General features: G+C 68.6%; 19 protein-coding genes and 3 pseudogenes. 11 read left to right on the top strand and 11 right to left on the bottom strand.

Features of this window, described 5'->3' with window-relative positions; all coding sequences use genetic code 11:
• Window positions 1-189: 189 nt before the first annotated feature.
• The 6 genes and pseudogenes from CcI156_RS07955 to CcI156_RS26715 all read left to right on the top strand — a co-directional run.
• On the top strand, window positions 190-549 hold the full coding sequence (locus tag CcI156_RS07955; protein ID WP_011434634.1) for a MerR family transcriptional regulator: 360 nt from the start codon (window positions 190-192) through the stop codon (window positions 547-549).
• A gap of 103 nt (window positions 550-652) precedes the next feature.
• Window positions 653-1,522 (top strand): TIGR03619 family F420-dependent LLM class oxidoreductase, encoded by an 870-nt coding sequence (locus tag CcI156_RS07950; protein ID WP_076805099.1) that lies wholly within the window; start codon window positions 653-655, stop codon window positions 1,520-1,522.
• 266 nt (window positions 1,523-1,788) lie between these two features.
• Window positions 1,789-2,205 (top strand): hypothetical protein, encoded by a 417-nt coding sequence (locus tag CcI156_RS07945; RefSeq protein WP_076805097.1) that lies wholly within the window; start codon window positions 1,789-1,791, stop codon window positions 2,203-2,205.
• 5 nt (window positions 2,206-2,210) lie between these two features.
• Window positions 2,211-3,152, top strand: coding sequence for a hypothetical protein (locus CcI156_RS07940; protein WP_076805095.1), 942 nt, complete (start codon window positions 2,211-2,213; stop codon window positions 3,150-3,152).
• Between the two features lie 215 nt (window positions 3,153-3,367).
• Window positions 3,368-6,796, top strand: coding sequence for a CHAT domain-containing protein (locus CcI156_RS07935; protein ID WP_254847318.1), 3,429 nt, complete (start codon window positions 3,368-3,370; stop codon window positions 6,794-6,796).
• A gap of 232 nt (window positions 6,797-7,028) precedes the next feature.
• Window positions 7,029-7,616: pseudogene (locus tag CcI156_RS26715) on the top strand (transposase); the annotation flags it as partial.
• Between the two features lie 23 nt (window positions 7,617-7,639).
• On the opposite strand, the gene CcI156_RS26710 reads toward CcI156_RS26715, so the two are convergent.
• Window positions 7,640-7,828 (bottom strand): winged helix-turn-helix domain-containing protein, encoded by a 189-nt coding sequence (locus tag CcI156_RS26710; protein ID WP_370468712.1) that lies wholly within the window; start codon window positions 7,826-7,828, stop codon window positions 7,640-7,642.
• 65 nt (window positions 7,829-7,893) lie between these two features.
• Between CcI156_RS26710 and CcI156_RS07925 the strand changes: the two genes are divergently transcribed.
• Entirely contained in the window at window positions 7,894-8,784 is an 891-nt protein-coding gene (locus CcI156_RS07925) for a hypothetical protein (RefSeq protein WP_139341447.1), read from the top strand.
• Between the two features lie 78 nt (window positions 8,785-8,862).
• On the opposite strand, the gene CcI156_RS07920 is transcribed toward CcI156_RS07925, so the two are convergent.
• Window positions 8,863-9,564 carry an IS66 family transposase gene (locus CcI156_RS07920; protein ID WP_254847317.1) on the bottom strand — a complete coding sequence of 234 codons (702 nt, stop codon included), beginning with the start codon at window positions 9,562-9,564 and terminating at the stop codon, window positions 8,863-8,865.
• A complete protein-coding gene (locus tag CcI156_RS26705) occupies window positions 9,512-9,787 on the bottom strand; it encodes a hypothetical protein (protein ID WP_254847316.1) in 276 nt (91 codons plus the stop codon). The genes CcI156_RS07920 and CcI156_RS26705 overlap by 53 nt, the downstream gene beginning before the upstream one ends.
• A 15-nt stretch (window positions 9,788-9,802) precedes the next feature.
• Between CcI156_RS26705 and CcI156_RS07915 the strand changes: the two genes are divergently transcribed.
• Window positions 9,803-10,690, top strand: a complete 888-nt coding sequence (locus tag CcI156_RS07915; RefSeq protein WP_175637553.1) for a WYL domain-containing protein — start codon at window positions 9,803-9,805, stop codon at window positions 10,688-10,690.
• 84 nt (window positions 10,691-10,774) lie between these two features.
• Here CcI156_RS07915 and CcI156_RS26700 read toward each other — a convergent pair whose 3' ends face one another.
• The 7 genes and pseudogenes from CcI156_RS26700 to CcI156_RS07880 form a co-directional block, all read right to left on the bottom strand.
• Window positions 10,775-10,951: a DUF86 domain-containing protein gene (locus CcI156_RS26700; RefSeq protein WP_255361196.1), complete on the bottom strand. Its 177-nt coding sequence runs from the start codon at window positions 10,949-10,951 to the stop codon at window positions 10,775-10,777.
• A 12-nt stretch (window positions 10,952-10,963) separates the two neighbouring features.
• Window positions 10,964-11,122, bottom strand: a complete 159-nt coding sequence (locus tag CcI156_RS26695; RefSeq protein ID WP_023840192.1) for a hypothetical protein — start codon at window positions 11,120-11,122, stop codon at window positions 10,964-10,966.
• On the bottom strand, window positions 11,112-11,414 hold the full coding sequence (locus tag CcI156_RS07905; RefSeq protein ID WP_011434627.1) for a nucleotidyltransferase family protein: 303 nt from the start codon (window positions 11,412-11,414) through the stop codon (window positions 11,112-11,114). The genes CcI156_RS26695 and CcI156_RS07905 overlap by 11 nt, the downstream gene beginning before the upstream one ends.
• A 558-nt stretch (window positions 11,415-11,972) precedes the next feature.
• Window positions 11,973-12,796, bottom strand: a pseudogene (locus CcI156_RS07895) (IS5 family transposase).
• Between the two features lie 230 nt (window positions 12,797-13,026).
• The gene (locus tag CcI156_RS07890; protein ID WP_076805087.1) at window positions 13,027-14,256 is read right to left on the bottom strand and encodes a hypothetical protein; all 1,230 of its coding nucleotides are present in this window, start codon (window positions 14,254-14,256) and stop codon (window positions 13,027-13,029) included.
• 38 nt (window positions 14,257-14,294) lie between these two features.
• Window positions 14,295-14,555, bottom strand: coding sequence for a hypothetical protein (locus CcI156_RS25525; protein ID WP_070982158.1), 261 nt, complete (start codon window positions 14,553-14,555; stop codon window positions 14,295-14,297).
• A complete protein-coding gene (locus CcI156_RS07880; RefSeq protein ID WP_157858538.1) occupies window positions 14,515-14,994 on the bottom strand; it encodes a methylated-DNA--[protein]-cysteine S-methyltransferase in 480 nt (159 codons plus the stop codon). Before CcI156_RS07880 ends, CcI156_RS25525 begins: the two co-directional genes overlap by 41 nt.
• A 244-nt stretch (window positions 14,995-15,238) precedes the next feature.
• On the opposite strand from CcI156_RS07880, the gene CcI156_RS07875 reads away from it, so the two are divergent.
• The 3 genes from CcI156_RS07875 (at window position 15,239) to CcI156_RS07865 (ending at window position 17,212) form a co-directional block, all read left to right on the top strand.
• Window positions 15,239-15,724, top strand: coding sequence for an RNA polymerase sigma factor (locus tag CcI156_RS07875; protein WP_023840196.1), 486 nt, complete (start codon window positions 15,239-15,241; stop codon window positions 15,722-15,724).
• 38 nt (window positions 15,725-15,762) lie between these two features.
• On the top strand, window positions 15,763-16,335 hold the full coding sequence (locus CcI156_RS07870; protein ID WP_347272520.1) for a methylated-DNA--[protein]-cysteine S-methyltransferase: 573 nt from the start codon (window positions 15,763-15,765) through the stop codon (window positions 16,333-16,335).
• A 142-nt stretch (window positions 16,336-16,477) separates the two neighbouring features.
• Window positions 16,478-17,212, top strand: coding sequence for an SDR family oxidoreductase (locus CcI156_RS07865; protein WP_011434621.1), 735 nt, complete (start codon window positions 16,478-16,480; stop codon window positions 17,210-17,212).
• Window positions 17,213-17,536: 324 nt separating this feature from the next.
• Here CcI156_RS07865 and CcI156_RS27640 read toward each other — a convergent pair.
• Window positions 17,537-17,930, bottom strand: a pseudogene (locus CcI156_RS27640) (AfsR/SARP family transcriptional regulator); the annotation flags it as partial.
• Window positions 17,931-18,399: the final 469 nt, after the last annotated feature.

Genomic DNA, 18,399 nt, shown 5'->3' with positions numbered 1-18,399 from the left:
ATCGGGTGATCCTCGCGGCGCTGTCCCGGCTGTTACCCCGGGCCCGCTGGGACGTCTTCTTCGTCACCCCGGCCACCGTGCTGCGGTGGCCGGGGTGACCTCCTCCGGCAACTTTCTTACCGGCGRCACGTTGCCTTGACGCCGGCGACAAGGTTTAGCGTCTTGCCCCGGGCGGGTGAAGGAGGTCGGATGCTGATCGGCGAACTGGCGGAACGGGCCGGCACGAGCACCCGCACGCTGCGCTACTACGAGTCACACGGGTTGGTACGGCCACGGCGCTCCGCCAACGGCTACCGCGTCTACGACGAGACAGAGCTGCGAGTCGTCCACGAAATTCGGGCCCTGCTCGCTGTGGGCTTCGACCTCAACGACATCCGCCCGTTCGTCGCCTGTTTGCGGGCCGGCAACACGTCGGGACACGTTTGCCCGGACTCTGTGCTGGTGCTGCGACGCAAACTCGCCGAAGTCGATGTCTGTATCAAGCGGCTCGACGCGGTACGGCAGCAGTTGCAGAGCCAGCTCGCTCAAACGATCGCGATGCGGCCGTAGTAGCCGTCGCTGACCGACGAACAGTCATCGAGCTCAACGTCCCTGTCCGCCCGGCCAACGGCGGGCGGGGAGCAATGGGGTATCAGCAGATCGGAAGAATGAGATGAAGTTCGCAATCGGCTACAGCACGCCCTACTACGGTGTCGACCCGGACCGGATCACTGCCTACGCCCAGCATGCGGAGGAATGCGGCTTCGAGGCACTGTATCTGYCGGAGCACATCGTGCTGTACCCCGGGGCGATGGTCGGGTCCATCGAGATCCCGCCGTCGCTGCCCTACGCCGATCCCCTCGATTGCCTGAGCCTCGTCGCCGCGGCCACGAACCGGATGCTGCTCGGCACGGGCGTGCTGCTGCTTCCCTACCACCATCCAGTGGTCCTCGCCAAGCGACTGGCCACCATTGATGTGCTGTCCAAGGGGCGGATGCGGCTATTGACCGTGGGGCTGGGAACCTTGCCGGGCGAGGCCCAGGCGGTGGGGGTGGATTTCAGCACCCGTGGTCGCCGCGCCGACGAGGCGATCGACGTGATGCGACTGCTCTGGGCCGGGGGCGAGGACGGGGTCAGCTTCCGCGGGGAGTTCTTCGACTTCGACAACCTGTGCAGCTTCCCGAAGCCCTACGGCGTTACCCAGCTGCCCATCCACGTTGGTGGATCAAGTCGGGCGGCTGCACGCCGGGCCGGGCTGCGAGGCGACGGCTACTTTCCCGGCGGTGCGCTCGGTCCTGATGAGCGTAGCCTCCAACTAGACCTCGCCCGGTCGACCGCCTTCGAGGCTGGCCGTAATCCGGATGCTCTGGAGTACACGCGATGGGGGTCGATCGACATGACACCGGAACGGGTGGAGGCGTTCGCCGCGCAGGGTGTGACCCGCATCGTCGTGGGCGCCACGGCCATCGATCCAGTTCAGCAGCGCGACGAGATATCCGCGTTCGCCCAGCGGTTCGGCCTCCTCGACCGCCTATCGACCTGACGGTTCGGCCAGACCAGGTCGGCGGCGCGTATGTTCTCGACGTCCGCCAGTAGGCGGAGTTCACCTCCGCCTACTGGCCGGGTGCGACCTCATGTCGAGCTCGGCGACTTGCCCGCCCACCTCGCCGACGTCGCAGCCGGGCTACCGGCCAGCGGCACAGGTCCGGGTCGGTGTGGGCATCCCACCTGCACGCCGGCGCTTGATCCCACCCGCCGCCGGCTCCTGCCCCAGGACCGACCCACCCCCTTCTGCAGGGRGTCTCCGCCTTGACCAGCGACAACCACGGCATCATCGAAGCCGGCCGTGCCATCCGCCCCTACCTCGCCGACTGGTTCGCCCCCCAGGACGCCGCAGCCTTCGACCAAGGGATCGCCGCCCTGCTCACCACTGCCAACCCGGCCGACGCAGGAACCCAGGCTGGTCAGCTGCGCGCCCTCCTCGAAGGCCACCCTCACACCGGCCGGTTCCTGCGCGATGTTCTCGCCGACGCCCCGCACTACAGGCCGCCCGACCAGCAGCCCCGCTACCAGCGCACCCCCCGCCCCAGCCCCCTCGGCGACCCAGGTCCAGTCGCCGCCGACCGGTACAACTGCCCGCGCGGCGACTACACCTGGTACCGGCCCGACCTAGGCAGCGCCATCCCCACCTKCCCCACCCACCAGGTCACCCTCGTACGAGGCTGACAGGCATGCTCGAGGAGTTCTGGAAAACAGTCGGCGAGAAAGTCGCCGACCGATGGGCATCGATCGCCGCCCCCGCCCTGGTGTACTGGCTCGCCCTCCTCGCCGTTTGGACCTACCACCACGGCGGCCTTCACACCCTCAGCAACCACACCAGCTGGCTCGACCGGCAGACCCCCGCAATCCAAACCCTCGCCATCCTCACCGCCCTACTCGGCATCGCAGCCACCGCGGTCCTGGTCAGCAGCGCTGCCACTCCGCTGCTCCGACTGCTTGAGGGCTACTGGCCGGCCATCGCCGACCCCCTCCGCCACCGCCTCGCCGCCCGCGCTGCGGCACGCGCCGCCGCAGACGACCTCGCCTGGCAGACAGCACACACTGCCGTGCAACCCCCGAACACCCCCACAAACCGGCAGCTCGTCGTCTACACCCGCCTCGAACGGCGTCGCCGACAGCATCCATCCCCAGGCGCCCCCGGCTTCTTCCTAGCCACCCGCACGGGCAACATCCTGCGCGCCGCCGAACGACGCCCCACTGACAAATACGGCTTGGACACCATCATCTGCTGGCCCCGTCTCTGGCCTCTGCTCCCTGACACCCACCGGACCGACCTCGCCGCCGCCCGCACCGCCCTCGACACTGCCGCCACCATTACCCTGTGGGCGCTGCTCTTCGCCGCCACCGGTGGCCTCTACACCCTGCTTGCCATCCCTGCGGGTCTCGCCGTCGCCACCATCACCGTCACCGTCGTCATCCCCGCCCGTGCGCAGGCGTTCGGCGAACTGATCGAAGTCGCCTTCGACACTCACCGCACCCAGCTCTACACCCACCTTCGTTGGCCGCTCCCCCACACCCCCGCAGAAGAAAAACCCGCGGGGCAAGCCCTCACCGCCTACCTYTGGCGCGGTTCCRACAACAACACCCCTAACTTCACACAGCCCACCCCGTGATCTCCCTCTGATCTCGCTACAACAACATTGCCAACACCGTCACGCGTCCTTTTCCTCAAACGTCGAGGTTCTCAAACGTCGAGGTTCTGGACAGACACTGCGGACAAAGGGGAGACTCTGCCACATTCGAAACCAGCAAATTCGGCAGGTATGGGTCCGGCCCGGAAGGCCGGACGTTGAGGAAGCCTCGTCACAGAGGAGAGGGGAACGAGTCGATGCGGGACGATCTTCTTGCCAGGGTCCAGGAGCGACTGGAGCTGTTCGCCGCCGAAAGCTCCCCCGAGATCGTGTTGGCCAACGATGCGGTGTTGGAGGTGATGGGTCTCTTGAACGCCGTCCCGGATCCGTCCATCGACACGGATGTTCTGCTCGCGGCCGGTCTTCTGTACTGGTGTCGTTATCTTGTGCTGGGAGGTGACGATGGCCGGCCGGACCTGGCGCGGGCACGGGAACTGCTGGCATCGGTCCACCGGTCGAATCCGACCCTTCTACCCAGCGAGATCCGTGACGCCCTTGACGAGGCTGACATGAACCCGAGCAGCCGGGAAAGGTTGGCACTTCGCGCCGAACACCTGTACGGCCAGTCGACGAAAACCGGTGACGTCGACGGTCTCAGCGAGGCGATCGCCCTGTTCCGACGCGCGTCTGCTGTTACGCCCGTGAGTCATCCGCTTCACGTCGGGCTCCTTTCCAATCTCGCGACGGCGTTACAGACGCGGTTCGCCTGGACGGGTTCGGACTCCGACATCGACGAGGCGGTCGACCTCGGCCGGCTGGCCGCCACCCGGGCACCGGAGAACCACCCTTCCCGCTTCCTGGTGCTGTCGGGTCTCAGTGGTTCGCTATGGGCGCGATGTGTGCACCGGAAGTCGCCGGCGGACCTGGAGGAATCCCTGCAGGCAATCCGGCAGGCGGTCGCGGTCATCCCGCCACAAGATCCTAATAGCGGCCGTTATCTGTCAAACCTAAGTAACATTCTGCGTTCCCGGTTCGAGTGGACGGGCGCGCGAGCCGATCTCGACGAGGCAGTGGAACAGGGTCGACGCGCCGTCGATGTGACGCCGGCCCACCATCCTCAGTACGCGACGATGCTCACCAATCTGGCCGTCGCGCTGCAGACGCGTTTCGTGCAGGCCGGGGTCTCGACKGATCTAACGGCCGCCATCGATATCTTTGGCCGCGCGGCCACAGTAACGCCTCCCAGCCATCCGCACTTTCCGGTCGTCTTGGGAAACTTGAGTGCTGCGCTGCTGGTCCGGGCGCTGCACACCGGGACGGACTCCGACCTCACCACGGCGGTGGAGACGGCCCGGCGGGCAGTGGCTGTGACTCCTCCCGGCAGCCCGGACCGTRCCCGGCGTCTCTCCAATCTGGGCAACATTCTCCGGGCACGTTTTGATCGGGTCGGGCTGCTGGTTGACCTGGATGAGGCTGTGGAGGTCTGCCGGCAGGCGGTAGTGGCGACGCCGGCCAGCCACGCGGAACGGGCCGTGATACTGACCAATCTTGGGGCCGTGGTGGGTCTGCGCGCGGATCGAATCGGGCGCGCGGCCGACCTGGACGAGGCAGTCACCGTCGGCCGGCAKGCGGCGGCTGCCACCTCGACGGAGCACACGGCTTGGGTCCCCGTCATGGTGAACCTCTGCAGGGCGCTGTCACGACGCGCCCGGCTGGCTGGTACCTCCGCAGATCTGGACGAGGCGGTGGAAACTGCCCGCGCGGCGCTCGCCGCCGCCGAGGCCAAAGAGAACAGAGCCTTTGTCGCGGCCGCGGCGTCGAATCTCGGCGAGACCCTCCATCTCCGCTTTGACCGGACAGAAGACATGCCCGACCTGGACGGTTCCGTGGCGGCGTACCGGATGGCGGTCGATGCTCGCGGCGATGACCCGGATGCTGCCACTTCCCTGTCCGGCCTCGGTCTTAGTTTGTGGAACCGTTTCGAACACACTGGGAGGCCGGCGGATCGGGATGTCAGTATCGCCGTGTTTCGACGTGCCGCCGCGCTGGCAACGGCAGCACCCAGCATCCGAGCGAAGGCGGCGGGAGCATGGGCGAGCCTGGCGGCCACCGCGGGCGACTGGCAGCAGGCTGTCGCCGGCTACAGCACCGCTGTGGACCTGCTGGGACAGGTCGCGCCGCGCAGCCTTGACCGCGAAGACCAGGAGTATCGTCTCGTCACCCTGTCCCGGCTGGGATCGCAGGCCGCCGCAGCGTGTTTACAGGTCGGCAAGGTCGAACGCGCCCTGGAACTCTGGGAGCAAGGACGCGGAGTCATCCTCGGCCAGATTCTCGACGCCCGTACGGACCTCGCCCTCCTTGCCGCAAGAGACCCGGAGAAGGCCGCGCTGTTCAGGCGGCTTCAGGATGAGTTCGACGCTCCTCCCGCCTTCGACGGATCCGACATACCGCTGGCGGAGCAGGCATCCCCGCCATTCGTCGGAAACGACGCGACGGGCACGGCACGACGCGGTGCCGACCGGCGGCATGCCCGCGCGGCGCGGTTCGCAAGCCTCGTCTCCGAGATCCGCAGCCTGCCGGACTTCGAGCGTTTTCTTCTGCCACCAACCATCGACGATCTTCGGCACGCCGCGAGCCAGGGGCCGATCGTGGCCGTCAACGTCAGCGAGATCCGTTGCGATGCCCTGATCCTGACCACGGCCGGCGTGCAGCTCCTACCCCTGCCGGACCTCACTGAAGAAGCCGTTGGTGACCAGGTCCTCGCTTTCCTGACGGCTGTCGAACGCGGCGACGAGAAGGGGCTCTCGAACGTCTTCGGCTGGCTGTGGGACGTCCTCGCCGGACCGGTGTTGGAACGCCTGGACATCCACGGACCACCGGCAACGGGCACCTCGTGGCCGCGGATGTGGTGGTGCCTGTCGGGGCTGTTGTCGTTCCTTCCCGTGCACGCGGCAGGCCATCACCAGGCTCGATTCGATCCGGCGCCGGACACGCTGATCGATAGAGTGATCTGTTCGTACACTCCAACGATCCGCGCCTTGGGCCATGCTCGGCGCACCGCGCCCGACGCGGCGACGCTTGTCGGCCTTCCGTCAGCGAACGACGAGGGCAGGCGYGCGCTGGTCGTGGTGATGCCCCACACCCCCGACGCCGGCGACCTGCCCGGCGCACACCTCGAAGCCGCCATCCTCACGYGGATTCTGCACGAACGGGTGAGCACGCTGGTCCAGGACAAAGCGACCCGCGCTGCGGTGCTGGCCGCCCTGCCGCAGGCACGCTGGGTGCACTTCGCCTGCCATGGCGAGGCAGCCATCTCCGCCCCATCGACCAGCCGTCTGCTACTACACGACCAGCCCCTCACCGTTCTGGACGTCAACCGCCTCAGGCTCACCGACGCCGAACTTGCATACCTGTCCGCGTGCGAAACCGCCCGCCCGGGCGGCGAGCTTTCCGACGAGGCGATGCACCTCGCCTCCGCCTTCCAGCTCGCCGGCTATCGGCATGTCATCGCCACGCTGTGGCCCATCAACGACYAGATCGCCGTCGACCTCGCGGAAAATATCTACAGGTTCCTAGCCGACGGTAGCGACGTGGCCGCGGCCGTTCACAACGCCACCCGTGCCCAGCGCAACTACGCGCCGCGATCCCCGTCACAGTGGGCGTCCCACATCCACGTCGGCGCCTGACGCCGCCACGCCCACACCGTAGCAGCCCACCAAGCTGCTACGTGAGGTTCTTGACAAGCCGTCGCGGCGACAGGAGGTGCACAGAGCGCCCGGGCGGGGGTTCCGAATCCGGTCACCGGCAGGCCTGCGCCGGGAGCGAAAGTAACTGGCGGTGGTTTGTTGTGATCGGTAATGGGAGCGGGAACAGGGAATAAGGAGAAGTGATCGCCTGCGGTCATGGGGGTGAGCAGTGATGACAGCGCGGCTGYCGTGCCCGCCGGCACCGGCGCCGTGGAGGCGTACGCGTCCCGGTTCGATGACCTGTTCGCGTCGCGGGCGCAGCGGCAGGGGTTCCGGGACTGTCTGGTTGGTCTGGCTGGCGCCGCGGGACCGGAACAAGACACTGACCTGCCTGGCCGGGGCGGAGCCGGTGGTCGGCGCCCAGCRCCGGCAGGCCCAGCGGCTGCAGTGGTTCGTCTCGGAGTCCTCCTGGGACCACCAGAAGATCAACAGTAGGCGGGTTGAGCTGCTCGCCAGAGCGCCAGGCACAGCCCCGCAGCCGGGCGGGGCCCTGGTCATCGACGACTCCGGGGACCGCAAGAGCGGGCACGCCACCGCGGGAGTCTCCCGCCAGTACCTCGGTTCCCGCGGGGCCATCGAGCGTGGCGTCGTCGCGGTGACCACGGCATGGGCCGACGAGCGGGCCTACCACCCGCTGCACACCCGGCTCTACCTGCCGGCCCCCTGCCTACCCGAGGGGCGCAACGACCCGTCGTTCCAGACCAAGGGGCAGATCGCCGCCGGCCTGGTCACCGACGCCCGCACAGCCGGGATCCCGTTCCGCGCGGTGATCGCCGACTGCTTCTACGGCCCGTCCGAAAGCCCCGGCCTCGTCCTCGAAGACGATCCAGGACCCTGTGGCCGCAACGATTTTTTTGCCCGCGGCCACGTCTCCCGCGGCCACGTCTCCCGCCGCCACACCCCCACCGCACCGTCGTCGCGTTCAACCGCCCGCCGGGCGGGCCGCTGGCACGACCAGCCCCGCTGCCGCAGCCGCTCACATCGCAGAGCTGGGCAGGAACCTGCTACTCAACGTCTTGGGCCTCCCTGCCTTCACCGTGGCCGCGCTGGAGGTAGTACCGAAGCAGTCGATCTTTCAGCCGGGATCGCTGGCGATCGCTGGTAGGGCGCCGGATTGGGAGCAATACAAGCCCCCGGCTCCTGGTCGGGCCAGCCGGCTGGTGGGCGGGTCGGGTCGATACCAGCGGGAGTTCGACGCGGCCCGAAGCACGTGGGAAGCCGACACGGCCGAGTTCCAGCGGGTCGAGACCGACCGGCTACGACAACTCACTGCGGCTCGAACCAGACACGACCAGCAGGTGGCTGCGGCCCTCGACCGTGCCGCGGCGCACAACGCCCGCATCGCGRCACAGTGGGCGGCGTGTCTGGACGGTGACCCGGAAGCGGTCGAGTGGTTCGTCGGCCAAGCGCTCGCGGCCACGTCCTATCCCGACGGCTTYCCCGTAGCACGCAAAATCGCCTACCGGCCCCAGGAACACGACATCGTCATCGAGATCGAATTCCCACAACGATCCGTGATCCCCGAAATCAGGGAATACAAGCTATTCAAGACCGCACCCGAGGTCAGGCCGGTAAAGTGGAAAGAGCCTGAAGCCAAGAAGCTATATGCGCAGCTCGTTGCCTGGATGACGTTGCGGATAGTGCACGAAGTCTTCGAGGCCACGAAGACGCTTGACCTCATCGATGTTGTTGTCTTCAACGGAACCGTCATCGATGTAGCACCCACGACCGGCAAAGACACTCTCTACCATCTGGTAAGTCTCGAACCCGAACGWTCCCTGTTCGAGGCGAGCCTTGAACTCGACCGAGTCACCGATCCGATCGGATGCCTGCGCGAGCTGGGCGCGGAAGTCTCACCCAACCCTTACGATCTAGAAGCCGTGAAACCCGTTGTCACGTTCGACCTCCGTCGATTCAGACGTACGTAGTCGGAATTCCCGTGGGTGCATGGTCGCGGGCGGCGTGACGGTCGGTCACGCCGCTGGGTGTTGCGAGGAGTTCGCTGGTCAGCTGGGTGGCTGTTTCCACGCCTCAAGGTCGTCGGGGCTGGCGGCCCAGGGCAGGAACCGTTCGAGGTCGGTGCCGGTGAGCGCTGTGTCGTCGGTCTGGCCGCAGGCGTCGAGGTAGCTTTCCAGGTAGGTCAGCAGGTTCAGTCCGTGCAGCGTCGTGGTCGCGGTGACCGTGAAGATCGTGGCGGCGTCGCGGGCGGCGTCCTCGGTGCGGGAGCCGCCGGCGTTGCGCCGGGTCACGACTGGCCCCCTGATCGCTCTCTCGGCCGGGTTGTTGTCCAGACCGATCATGGGATAGCCGCGGTGGGCGGTCARGCCGTCCCATTCCCGGTCCATCGTGGCCAGGGCCTTCTTCGCGGGTTCCTGCAGGCCCGGGGAGGTCATCTGTTCCTGTCGGACGGTGTCGATCATGCCGATCGCGGTGTCCCAGCCGGCGTAGGCGGCGGCCAGGGCGCGCTCGGCGCGCGGGGACGGGGCCGTGGCGGCGGTGTGCCAGGCCGCGGCGAGCGCGTCGTGCGCGGTGTAGAGATCGCGGATCCGGTCGACCCGCTGGCGGGCCCAGATCCCGAGCTGGGYGGGGTTCGCGTCCCCGGCTCGTACGAAGTGYCGCCGGGCGTGCGCCCAGCAGTACAGGTTGACCAGGCCGTCAGCCCGCCGGCCGGCGGAGGCGTACACGGTGTAGAAGTCCGACGACAGCACGAGCCGGCGCGGCGCGCCGCCCGGGGGTGTCGCTGAGCTGGCCGGTGTCCGGGTCGAGGCCGACATGGTCGGCGAGGACCGCACTCGAACGGGTCGCGTCCATCACGAAGCACACCGAGTCCTCACCGAGGAAGACCCACAGCCAGAAGCGGGCCGGCCCGCCGCCGGGGAAATCGCAGTCGACCTCGTCACGGGTGAGATGGTCATAGTTCCGCCGGCMCATCAGTGGTCCGCGCTGGTGACCGCATGGTTGATGTTGGAACATGCTCCGACCAGCCGGGAGATCCGCGGAGACAAGGAACTGGCCCCGCCGCTGCCCCTGGCCTCGGCCGCCGGTGGGCTACGACGCGCCATGCTGTGCGCGGCGCGCGGTGGGCTGTCGTTGCGGGTGGCCGGCGAGCACGTCGACTGGTTCTTCCCGCTGCATCTATACGGGCCAGGCGAGCTGCGGGACAAGGCGGCCGCCGCGATACGGGAGTTGGAATATCTGGTCAAGGATGTGGCTCGCCTCCRCGGGAAGATCCGGGTGCGGGGAATGCGCTCGTGCGTCGTGGCCGAAGAGGCCTTGATCAGCGAGATTCTGCATACCCGGTCATTGGCGAAGCTGTCCTTGGCGCGGGTGGCGCCGACGGTGCTGTCCAGCTCGCACGAGCCGCACGAGGTGCTGGCACGGCTGCGTGCGGCCGGGCTGTCCCCGGTCGCCGAGGACGCGACGGGCACAGTGATCGTCGAGAAGCAGCAGGAGCACCGCGCGGCTGCGCCCCGGTCGCCGACGCGGGCCGCGTCCCGGGTCCGGCCCCGGATGGACGCGGAGAAGCTGGCCGCACGGCTGCTCGCGGACCCGGATGGCACGGACAGCGGCGGGTCGGATATCTCGGAGACGTCCGCGCGGCTGGCGCAGCTGAACCCTGGCCTGACCGATACCGAGATCATCCTGCTTGCCGACGCGATCGAGGCCCAGCGCGACGTGTTGATCAGCTACCGGAACAAGGCAGGAAACCGGACTGCCCGGGAGATCCAGCCGCACCAGCTGTACGGCCGATGGCTCGAGGCGTGGTGTCACCTGCGGGACGCACAACGGGACTTCACCGTGGCCAACATCGAGTCGGTCGCCCCGGTCGGCTGACCCCGTCGGTGGCCCTCACCGACTGCCTGTGCCCGCGCCCGACATCAGGCGACCAGGCCACTCACGCTCCAGCCCTCGGTGGGTTCAGGTGCCTTCGCGTACAGCTGCGAGGACTCGACGCAGGTCGACAGAGAACTGGGGTAGTTGCTCTCTGGCCGCGGTGTGCAGTATCTCGAGGTCGACGGACCAGTAGCCGTGGACGATCCGGTTGCGTAGCCGGACGGGCTGCTTCCAGGCGATGTCGGGATAGCTCTTGGTGATCTCTTCGGAGAGCTAACTGGCGGCTTCGCCGAGCACGGTGAAGTTCCACAGGAGTGCGTCGCGGCGCTGCCGGTCCGCTTCCAGGGCGCTGACGGTGATTCCGTCGGTGAGTTTCTGTGCCTGGTCGGCCGCTTCGATCATCTCGCTGAGAAGGAGGACGTCACGCCGCATAGACGGGCCGTGCCTCAGCCAGGACGGACGAGCGGAGCAGCGGGTGGAGCCCGCGGGCGGAGACCAAATCGACGGGCCGTCCGAACAGGCCGGTGAGGTCATCGGCGAGCTGCTCAATGTCCCAGCCCAGACGCCGGCCCGGCGCAAGGGTGTACAGGATGTCGATGTCGCTGTCAGCGGTCGCGGTGCCGCGCGCCTGCGAGCCGAACACCTGGAGTTCCGCGATCCCGTAACGAGCGCAGATCGCGGCCAGGCGTGCCCTGTCGATCTCTACTCCGGCGATGGACCCCACAGGTCAAGGGTAGCCGCAGGAAGCTCAAGGTCCAGGGCGCACCGTTCCAACGCGCATCGCCGCTGATCATGACTGCCCGTTGACCAGCCGCACGGGCAAACCGCGACTCACTGGCATCACGCCCGCCCCGGCGACTCGGACCGAGGCCAGCGGCACCCCGAGGCGGTTAAGGGGTTAACTCAACACCGGCAAACGAGCTCTGGACCACAGCGCCCGCCGGGCGAATCAGGCGACGGTTCGGATTGTGCGAATTTTGCACCAAGAAAAAAGTTCAACAAAATGCCAGGTCACACCAAGACGACGGCGCCCGCGAATGGAACGCCCGCGACGGCCGTGTCACCGATCTCGGGCTGCACTGCACCGTCGCCCCCGCGGCCGGTAACGAGATCACGATCGCGATTCGGGCATCCGCAGGCAGCGAGAACACGACCGGGTGACAGACGCCGGGTATTCGTGGTTCACAGATCCACCGGCCGTGCCCTCCACGACCCGGTGGACCTGACTCCCGCCACGGCGTGGCCATGGCTACTGAGAGCCTGTCCTGGATCTTGAGTGATGTTAACGCTCTGTAGTATCGCGGGGTTGCCAGCGTGGGACGGGATTCCCGCGAACGAGACGGCGGACCATGGTGCGGATCATCGCCCAGTGGATGAACGATGCGGAGGTGGCGGGGTGGCGTTCGTAGTCGCGGGCAAGCCGCCGGTGGGCGGTGAGCCAGGCAAGGGTACGTTCGACCACCCATCGTTTCGGCAGGGCCTCGAAGGTTTTCTGACCGGGTTTCTTCCGAACGATCTCGACGGTGGTCCTCATGATGGTCCGCGCCCATGCAACAAGCTGGCCAGCGAAACCGCCGTCGGCGAACAGATGACGGCAGCGATGATGGGTGAAGTAGTGGTCTATCAGGAGGCGCCGGCCGCCGTCGCGGTCCTGGACGTTGGCAGGGACGACGAGGACGGTCAGCAGGAGACCCAGCGTGTCGACGATCACGAACCGCTTGCGGCCGTTGACCTTCTTGCCGGCATCGTAGCCGCCGGAGTCGGCGCCGACCGTCTGGGCGCCCTTGACCGACTGGGAGTCCACCACCCCCGCGGTCGGCTCCGCGCGAGCCGGACCCTGCCCCGCAGCGCGTCATGGATCCCGGCGGTCACGCCTTTTTTCTTCCACCGGTCAAAGAAGCCGTAGACCGTCTGCCACGGCGGGAARCCCGCCGGCAGCGCGCGCCACACGATCCCGTTGTGTGTCACGTACAGGATGGCGTCCACGATGTCCCGGCGAGAGYGCGCCTCGGGCCGGCCGTCCTTCGATACCGGCGGCAACACAGCTTCGACAAGCGCCCACTCGGCGTCGGTCAGATCCGATGGATACCGGTGTGTACGTACCATGACCAGCCCCTGCCGCCATCACCCCCGTCCAAACCCCACCAGCAACATCCACACCAACTTTCCGTCACGCTCCGCATATGCAAAAAGATCCAAAACAGGCTCTTGGAGCCTTGCCGGTCGACAGCGCAACGGACATACATCCACCTCTCCCGTGGTCTTCGGCGTGAGTGGCTCGTCACCCTGCAATTCTCCGCGACAGCGCTGAAGTTTCGGACGACTGGGCATCGCGCTCACCGCGCGCTGAAGAGATAGCGCTCGAGTACCCGATCGACGAATATCCGGCCGACACCAGGGCCGCCGGCCTCTGCCTGGGGGTCGGCGTCGGCGTCGACCTCGGTCTCGGCGTCGGCCGCGCGTCGGTACCGGTCCGGGTCGGCGAACAGGCCGTCCGTCACCTCATGCTCGACCAGCTCCGCGACAGCGTGCGYGGAACCGCCGAGGGCACGCAGTGCCCCGCGCAGCGTCTCCCACTCGACGTGCCGGTCGTTGTCGTTCCACAGCTCGGCTGCCAGGTCGTGGACGAGGGAGACGACCAGCACGGGCGTCCGGATGGCCGAGGAGATCACCATGACGTCGACCGCCGCAGCCGAGTGGCGTGCCGCGGCTGCGTCCCTCACGCCAGCCGGTTCGGGGCGTGCGGGAGCCCAGCGCCGCATCCCGGCGGACACCGTGGCCGCCGTGGACGTGACGAAGACGGCGAAAGCCATCAGATCGAGCAGAATGGTACGAGGCCCACGCCATGGCAGTGACGGCTCGGACAGGCCCGCTTCGGCAGCGAACACCGCGGCCAGGGCCCCGTCGATCGGGCCCGGTACCTCTTCCCGCGCCGCCGCGAGCGGCGCCGGTACCTGGAGGGTCAGGATCCCCTCGAACGGGGCGGGCAGGCCGTCGGCGACGAGGCGGGCCAGGCGGTCACGGGCGTCGAGGACGTCGTTGAGCCAACCGGCGGCGACCGTCGGAAGACTGCGCGCCGCCCGGCCCGGTGCACCGGCCCCGTCCACGGCCGACCCGCCCGGCCGCCGTCGGTCGACCAGTTCGGCGAGTCCCGCGGCCACCCGCTGCAGATCGGCGTCGGCGAGGGCGAGGACATGGGTCGCTACGACCAGCGACGCGGCTGCAACGACATCCGCATCGGTGAGATGGCGGTGCACATGCTCGGCGGCGGCGGGGTGGATGCGCCGCGTGGTCTCGGTCAGGGTCGCCACCAGCCCACCCACCGGACTCGCGGACCACTGCCCGCCGGTGGCGAGCCGCTCGACGTCCGCGKAGCATTCCGCGACGGCCTTGTCGATCGCGGCGACGCAGGCGGCAGGCACCAGACCCAGCCGGCCCTCCGCACGCACGACGGCCGCCTCCACGTCCAGCATCGCCCGCAGCCACGCCGCACCGCTCGTCGCCGTATCGATGAGAGTTCCGGCCCAGGACGCCGCCCGCCCGTCACCGTGTCGTAGGTCGTCCATCGTGCCGCTTCCTCTCGCAGACGGAGGTCCGGTCGCGGTCACGGCCGAGTGCGGGGCGGACCGGTCCGGGCGATGTGCACTCGCCGCCTCCGCCGCCCGGTCGGGCGCCTGCCGTGGCAGCGGTAGCGGTAGCGGTAGCGGTAGCGGTAGCGGTAGCGGTAGCGGTAGCGGTAGCGGTAGCGGTAGCGGTAGCGGTAGCGCCAGACCAGACTGTGCGGCTCGGCTACAGCGACGCTCGAGAGCCGGCCCGGGCCGCGCTCACCCTCGGGCCTCCAGGGCCCGCAGCTGATGGCGCACATGGCAGCCACCCGGATAGACGGCGGCATCCGGCCCCACGCGCAGCACCCGGTGGCAGGGGATGAGGATCGGCAGTGGATTGGCCGCTACCTCCAGCCCCACCGCCGCCGCCTCCGCCGGTCGACCCGCYGCGACAGCCAGCTCACCGACCGTCACCGCGGCGCCGAAGGGCACGGCGCACAGGGCACGCAGGACCTCCCGCTGGGCCGGGCCAACCAGCGACGTGTCCAGCGGCACCGCGAACTCCCGGCGGTCGCCGTCCAGGTACTCCACGATCTGGCGGTACACGTCGTCGAGCTGGCCGCACCTGGCCTCGGCGGCCGGCCCGACCTGCCTGGTCACGCTGTCCAGCACGAAGTCGGCGTCCTGGTCGCGGAAGGCCACGCGCACCACACCCCGCTGGGTCCGCACGAGGAAGAGCCGGCCGACAGCCGTGTCCACGTGGCGGTAGGTCACGGCGGCGTGAAGCGGGGCTCAGTGCACAGGCATCTCGCTGATCGCCGGCCTCCGGAATGCGACGGTTCGTGCGTTCACCCCTACGACGTCCGGGCCGGGCTGTTTGTGAGCCCCGGGCAGGTCCTCGCGTCCTCGTCCGCCCGGGACGGGCCCCGGCCGCTGCGCCGACCGGATCCGACCAGGCCCGAGCCCGGGCTCACACTTGGGCCGTGTGGATCGTTCTTCTGGCATGGAGCGCGAACCGTTCGACGCCGTGGTCCAGCGGTGCGGGCCGATGGTGCTGCGGGTCTGCTGGGCGGTCGCCGGGCCGGATCTGGCCGAGGATGCCTGGTCGGAGACGTTTCTCGCGGCGCTGCGGGCGTATCCGGAGCTGCCTGCGGGCAGCAACGTCGAGGCGTGGTTGGTGACGATCGCGCGCAACAAGGCGATCGACCAGCTGCGGGCCCAGTCACGGCGGCCCGCGCCGACGGAGCGCCTCCCGGAGCCGGCCCGGTGGGAGGAGCGTGACACGCAGCTGGATCTGTGGGACGCGCTGAAACGGCTCACGCCCAGGCAACGGGAGGCCGTCGCGCTCCACTATCTCGCCGGACTCCCGTACGCCGAGGTCGCCCGGCTCGTCGGTGGCAATCCCGCCGCCGCGCGGCGCGCGGGCGCTGACGCCATCGCATCGCTGCGGAGCATGCTTGCACTGGCGAAGGAGGACGAGTCGCGATGACCAGCGACGATCTTCGGGCGCCCGATCCGTTCGCCGCCATGCCGGACCTCGATGCCCGGCTCAGTCGCCTGCGCCAACGGCTCGCGGCCGAGGCCGAGCGGGAGGGTCTGCTGGACGTGGCCTACCGCAGCGTGGACTCGCCCGTCGGGCGGCTCCTGCTCGCAGCGACCCCGCAGGGGCTGGTCCGGGTCGCCTATGAGGTGGAGGACCACGACGCCGTGCTCGCGTCGCTGTCCGAGCGGATCAGCCCCCGCGTTCTGCGGGCGAACGGGCGGCTCGATCCCGTCGCCGTTCAGCTCGACGCGTACTTCGCCGGGGCCCGGTCACGCTTCACACTGAGCCTCGATCTGCGGCTCGCGACGGGATTCCGGCTCTCGGTGCTGGAGCACCTGCGCGACATCCCCTATGGCAGCACGGCCAGCTACGCGGCGGTCGCCGCGCTGGCGGGCAGCCCTCGCGCGGTCCGGGCAGTGGGGACGGCCTGCGCGACGAATCCACTGCCCGTGATCCTTCCATGTCATCGCGTCATATACAGCGACGGCCGGATCGGCCGCTACCTGGGCGGCGAGCAGGCCAAGCAATCCCTGCTGCGGCTCGAGGGGGCACTCTGACGCGGCGCGGAGAGGTCACAGGGCATCGGATCGCAATCGAMACCTCACGTTCCGGCCTGTCCGGGCGTCTCCTTGCCGAGAGCCTCGTCAACGCTCTCGCCGCCGCCCCGGCGGCGGGCCGAACCCCTGGACGGGACAACGCATGTCTGCAGCACTTGTCACCGGGAGCAACCGTGGATTGGGCTTCGCAACCGCGCAGGCGTTGGCGCGGCTCGGGCACCGGGTCCTCGTGACCGCGCGGGAGCAGGCCGCGGCGGACAAGGCCGCGGCCGATCTGACGGCGCAGGGATTCGACGCCGACGCCATCGCGCTCGACGTCACCTCCCCCGACAGCATCGCGGCAGCCACCAGGCGGGTCGCGGAGCTGCCGGCCGGCCTGGACATTCTGGTCAACAACGCGGGGATCCTGCCCGAGGCCACGGACGGCGAGCAGCACGAGTTCGCCTCCCTCGATCTGTTCGGGAAGACGTACGCGACCAACGTCTTCGGCCCGGTTGCCGTCACCGAGGCGCTCCTTCCGCTGCTGCGCAGGAGCCCGGCCGGCCGCATCGTCAACGTCTCCACCACGATGGGCTCGCTCAGCGACCAGGCGAACCCCGCATCGCCCTACTACGGCCTGATCGTGCCGGCGTACCAGAGCTCGAAGGCGGCGCTGAACAGCATCACGATCTCGCTCGCCAAGAAGCTCGCCGACACCCCCATCAAGATCAGCTCAGTCTGCCCGGGCTTCGTGCAGACCGACCTGACCCCGATCAACAGAGAGCAGGCTCAACTCACCGCCGACCAAGCCGCGCAGGTCGTCGTCCGGGCCGCGACCCTGCCCGACGACGCCCCCTCGGGCACATTCTTCGACCAGAACGGCATCGTAGCCTGGTAGCAAACACCGCGCCCGGGTAGCAGCGCGCCGCACCCGACCGGCATGACCCACCAGGCGTGACGGGGTTCGGTCCGGCGGGAGTCGCTGCGGCCGCCGGGTGCCGGCCTGCCCGTGGAGGACAGGCCTGGCACTCGACGGCCCAGGCCGCAGGCCGCGACGGAGCGCCCAGGATCAGCGGGCGCGGGTCAGCTGGCGGCCCGTTCCCTGCCGAAACGCCTGCGGCGACGACTCCCACCGGTCGCCCAGCAGCAGGTCGCTGCCGGCGAGGATGGCACGCATGAGGTTGGACGTCCGGAACGTCGGCTCGATGCCCATCGTGTCGATGAGCGTGGAGCGGAGGCGACGGAAGACCGAGGCGGCTCGCTTCGGATGGCCGGACCGGGAGTGGGCCACCATGAGCTGGGCGTGCAGGTTCGTGCATCGGATGCAGGCTGATCAGGTCTTCCAGTTCGGGCACGAGCTCGTGGTGCCGCCCGAGCGCCAGGTCGGCCTCGATCCTGAGCTCGGTCGCGTGCAGCCTGGCCTCCTCCAGCGCCATGACGTGCGGTGCGCTGAGGCTGCCACGTTTGACATCCGCGAGGGCAGGGCCGCGCCACTCGCGCAGCGCCTGGCCCAACAGCCGGCTCGCCGCCTCGGCATCGCGCCGAGCCGCGGCAGTCCGCCCGGCCCGATATAGATCATCGAATCGGCACCGGTCGAAGTCGTATCCGTCCGCCACGATCTGGTATGCATGGTTCCGGGTGACGAGAACCTCGCGAGAATCCTGGACCGACGGCAGCCGGAGACTCCGCCGGATATGCAGCACGTAGAGGGTGCGTCTTTTTGAGCACGTAGAGGGTGCGTCTTTTTGAGCATTCCTGGCGGCGTGGCCGCCACCTGATCGGATGAGAATTCTGTGGGGCTGCGGTGGCCTGTTTGTCGCGTTCGGGGTTGTGTCTGGGATGATGGTGGGGCGTTGCCCGGTCGACGTCGGCTGTCTCTGGTGCGGACGCAGGGCTGCGCGGAGGTAGCTGTCGGTTACGATCAACTACGTCTGGTAAGTGCCCGGGCGTGATGGCTCACGCGTCCTACGTGGTGACGTAGAAAGCCTATGCCGCTGCGCGGCGACGGCAGTGGCGACCTATTCGAAACCGTCGATTCGATGTAAGTAGTCGGAAGTCGCGTGGGGGAATGCTGACGGGCGGTGT

Source organism: Frankia sp. CcI156 (assembly GCF_001983015.1).
In the GTDB taxonomy this organism is placed as follows: domain Bacteria; phylum Actinomycetota; class Actinomycetes; order Frankiales; family Frankiaceae; genus Frankia; species Frankia casuarinae.
The sequence above is the reverse complement of the archived record's forward strand: the minus strand, read 5'-3'. Positions and strand labels throughout refer to the sequence as shown.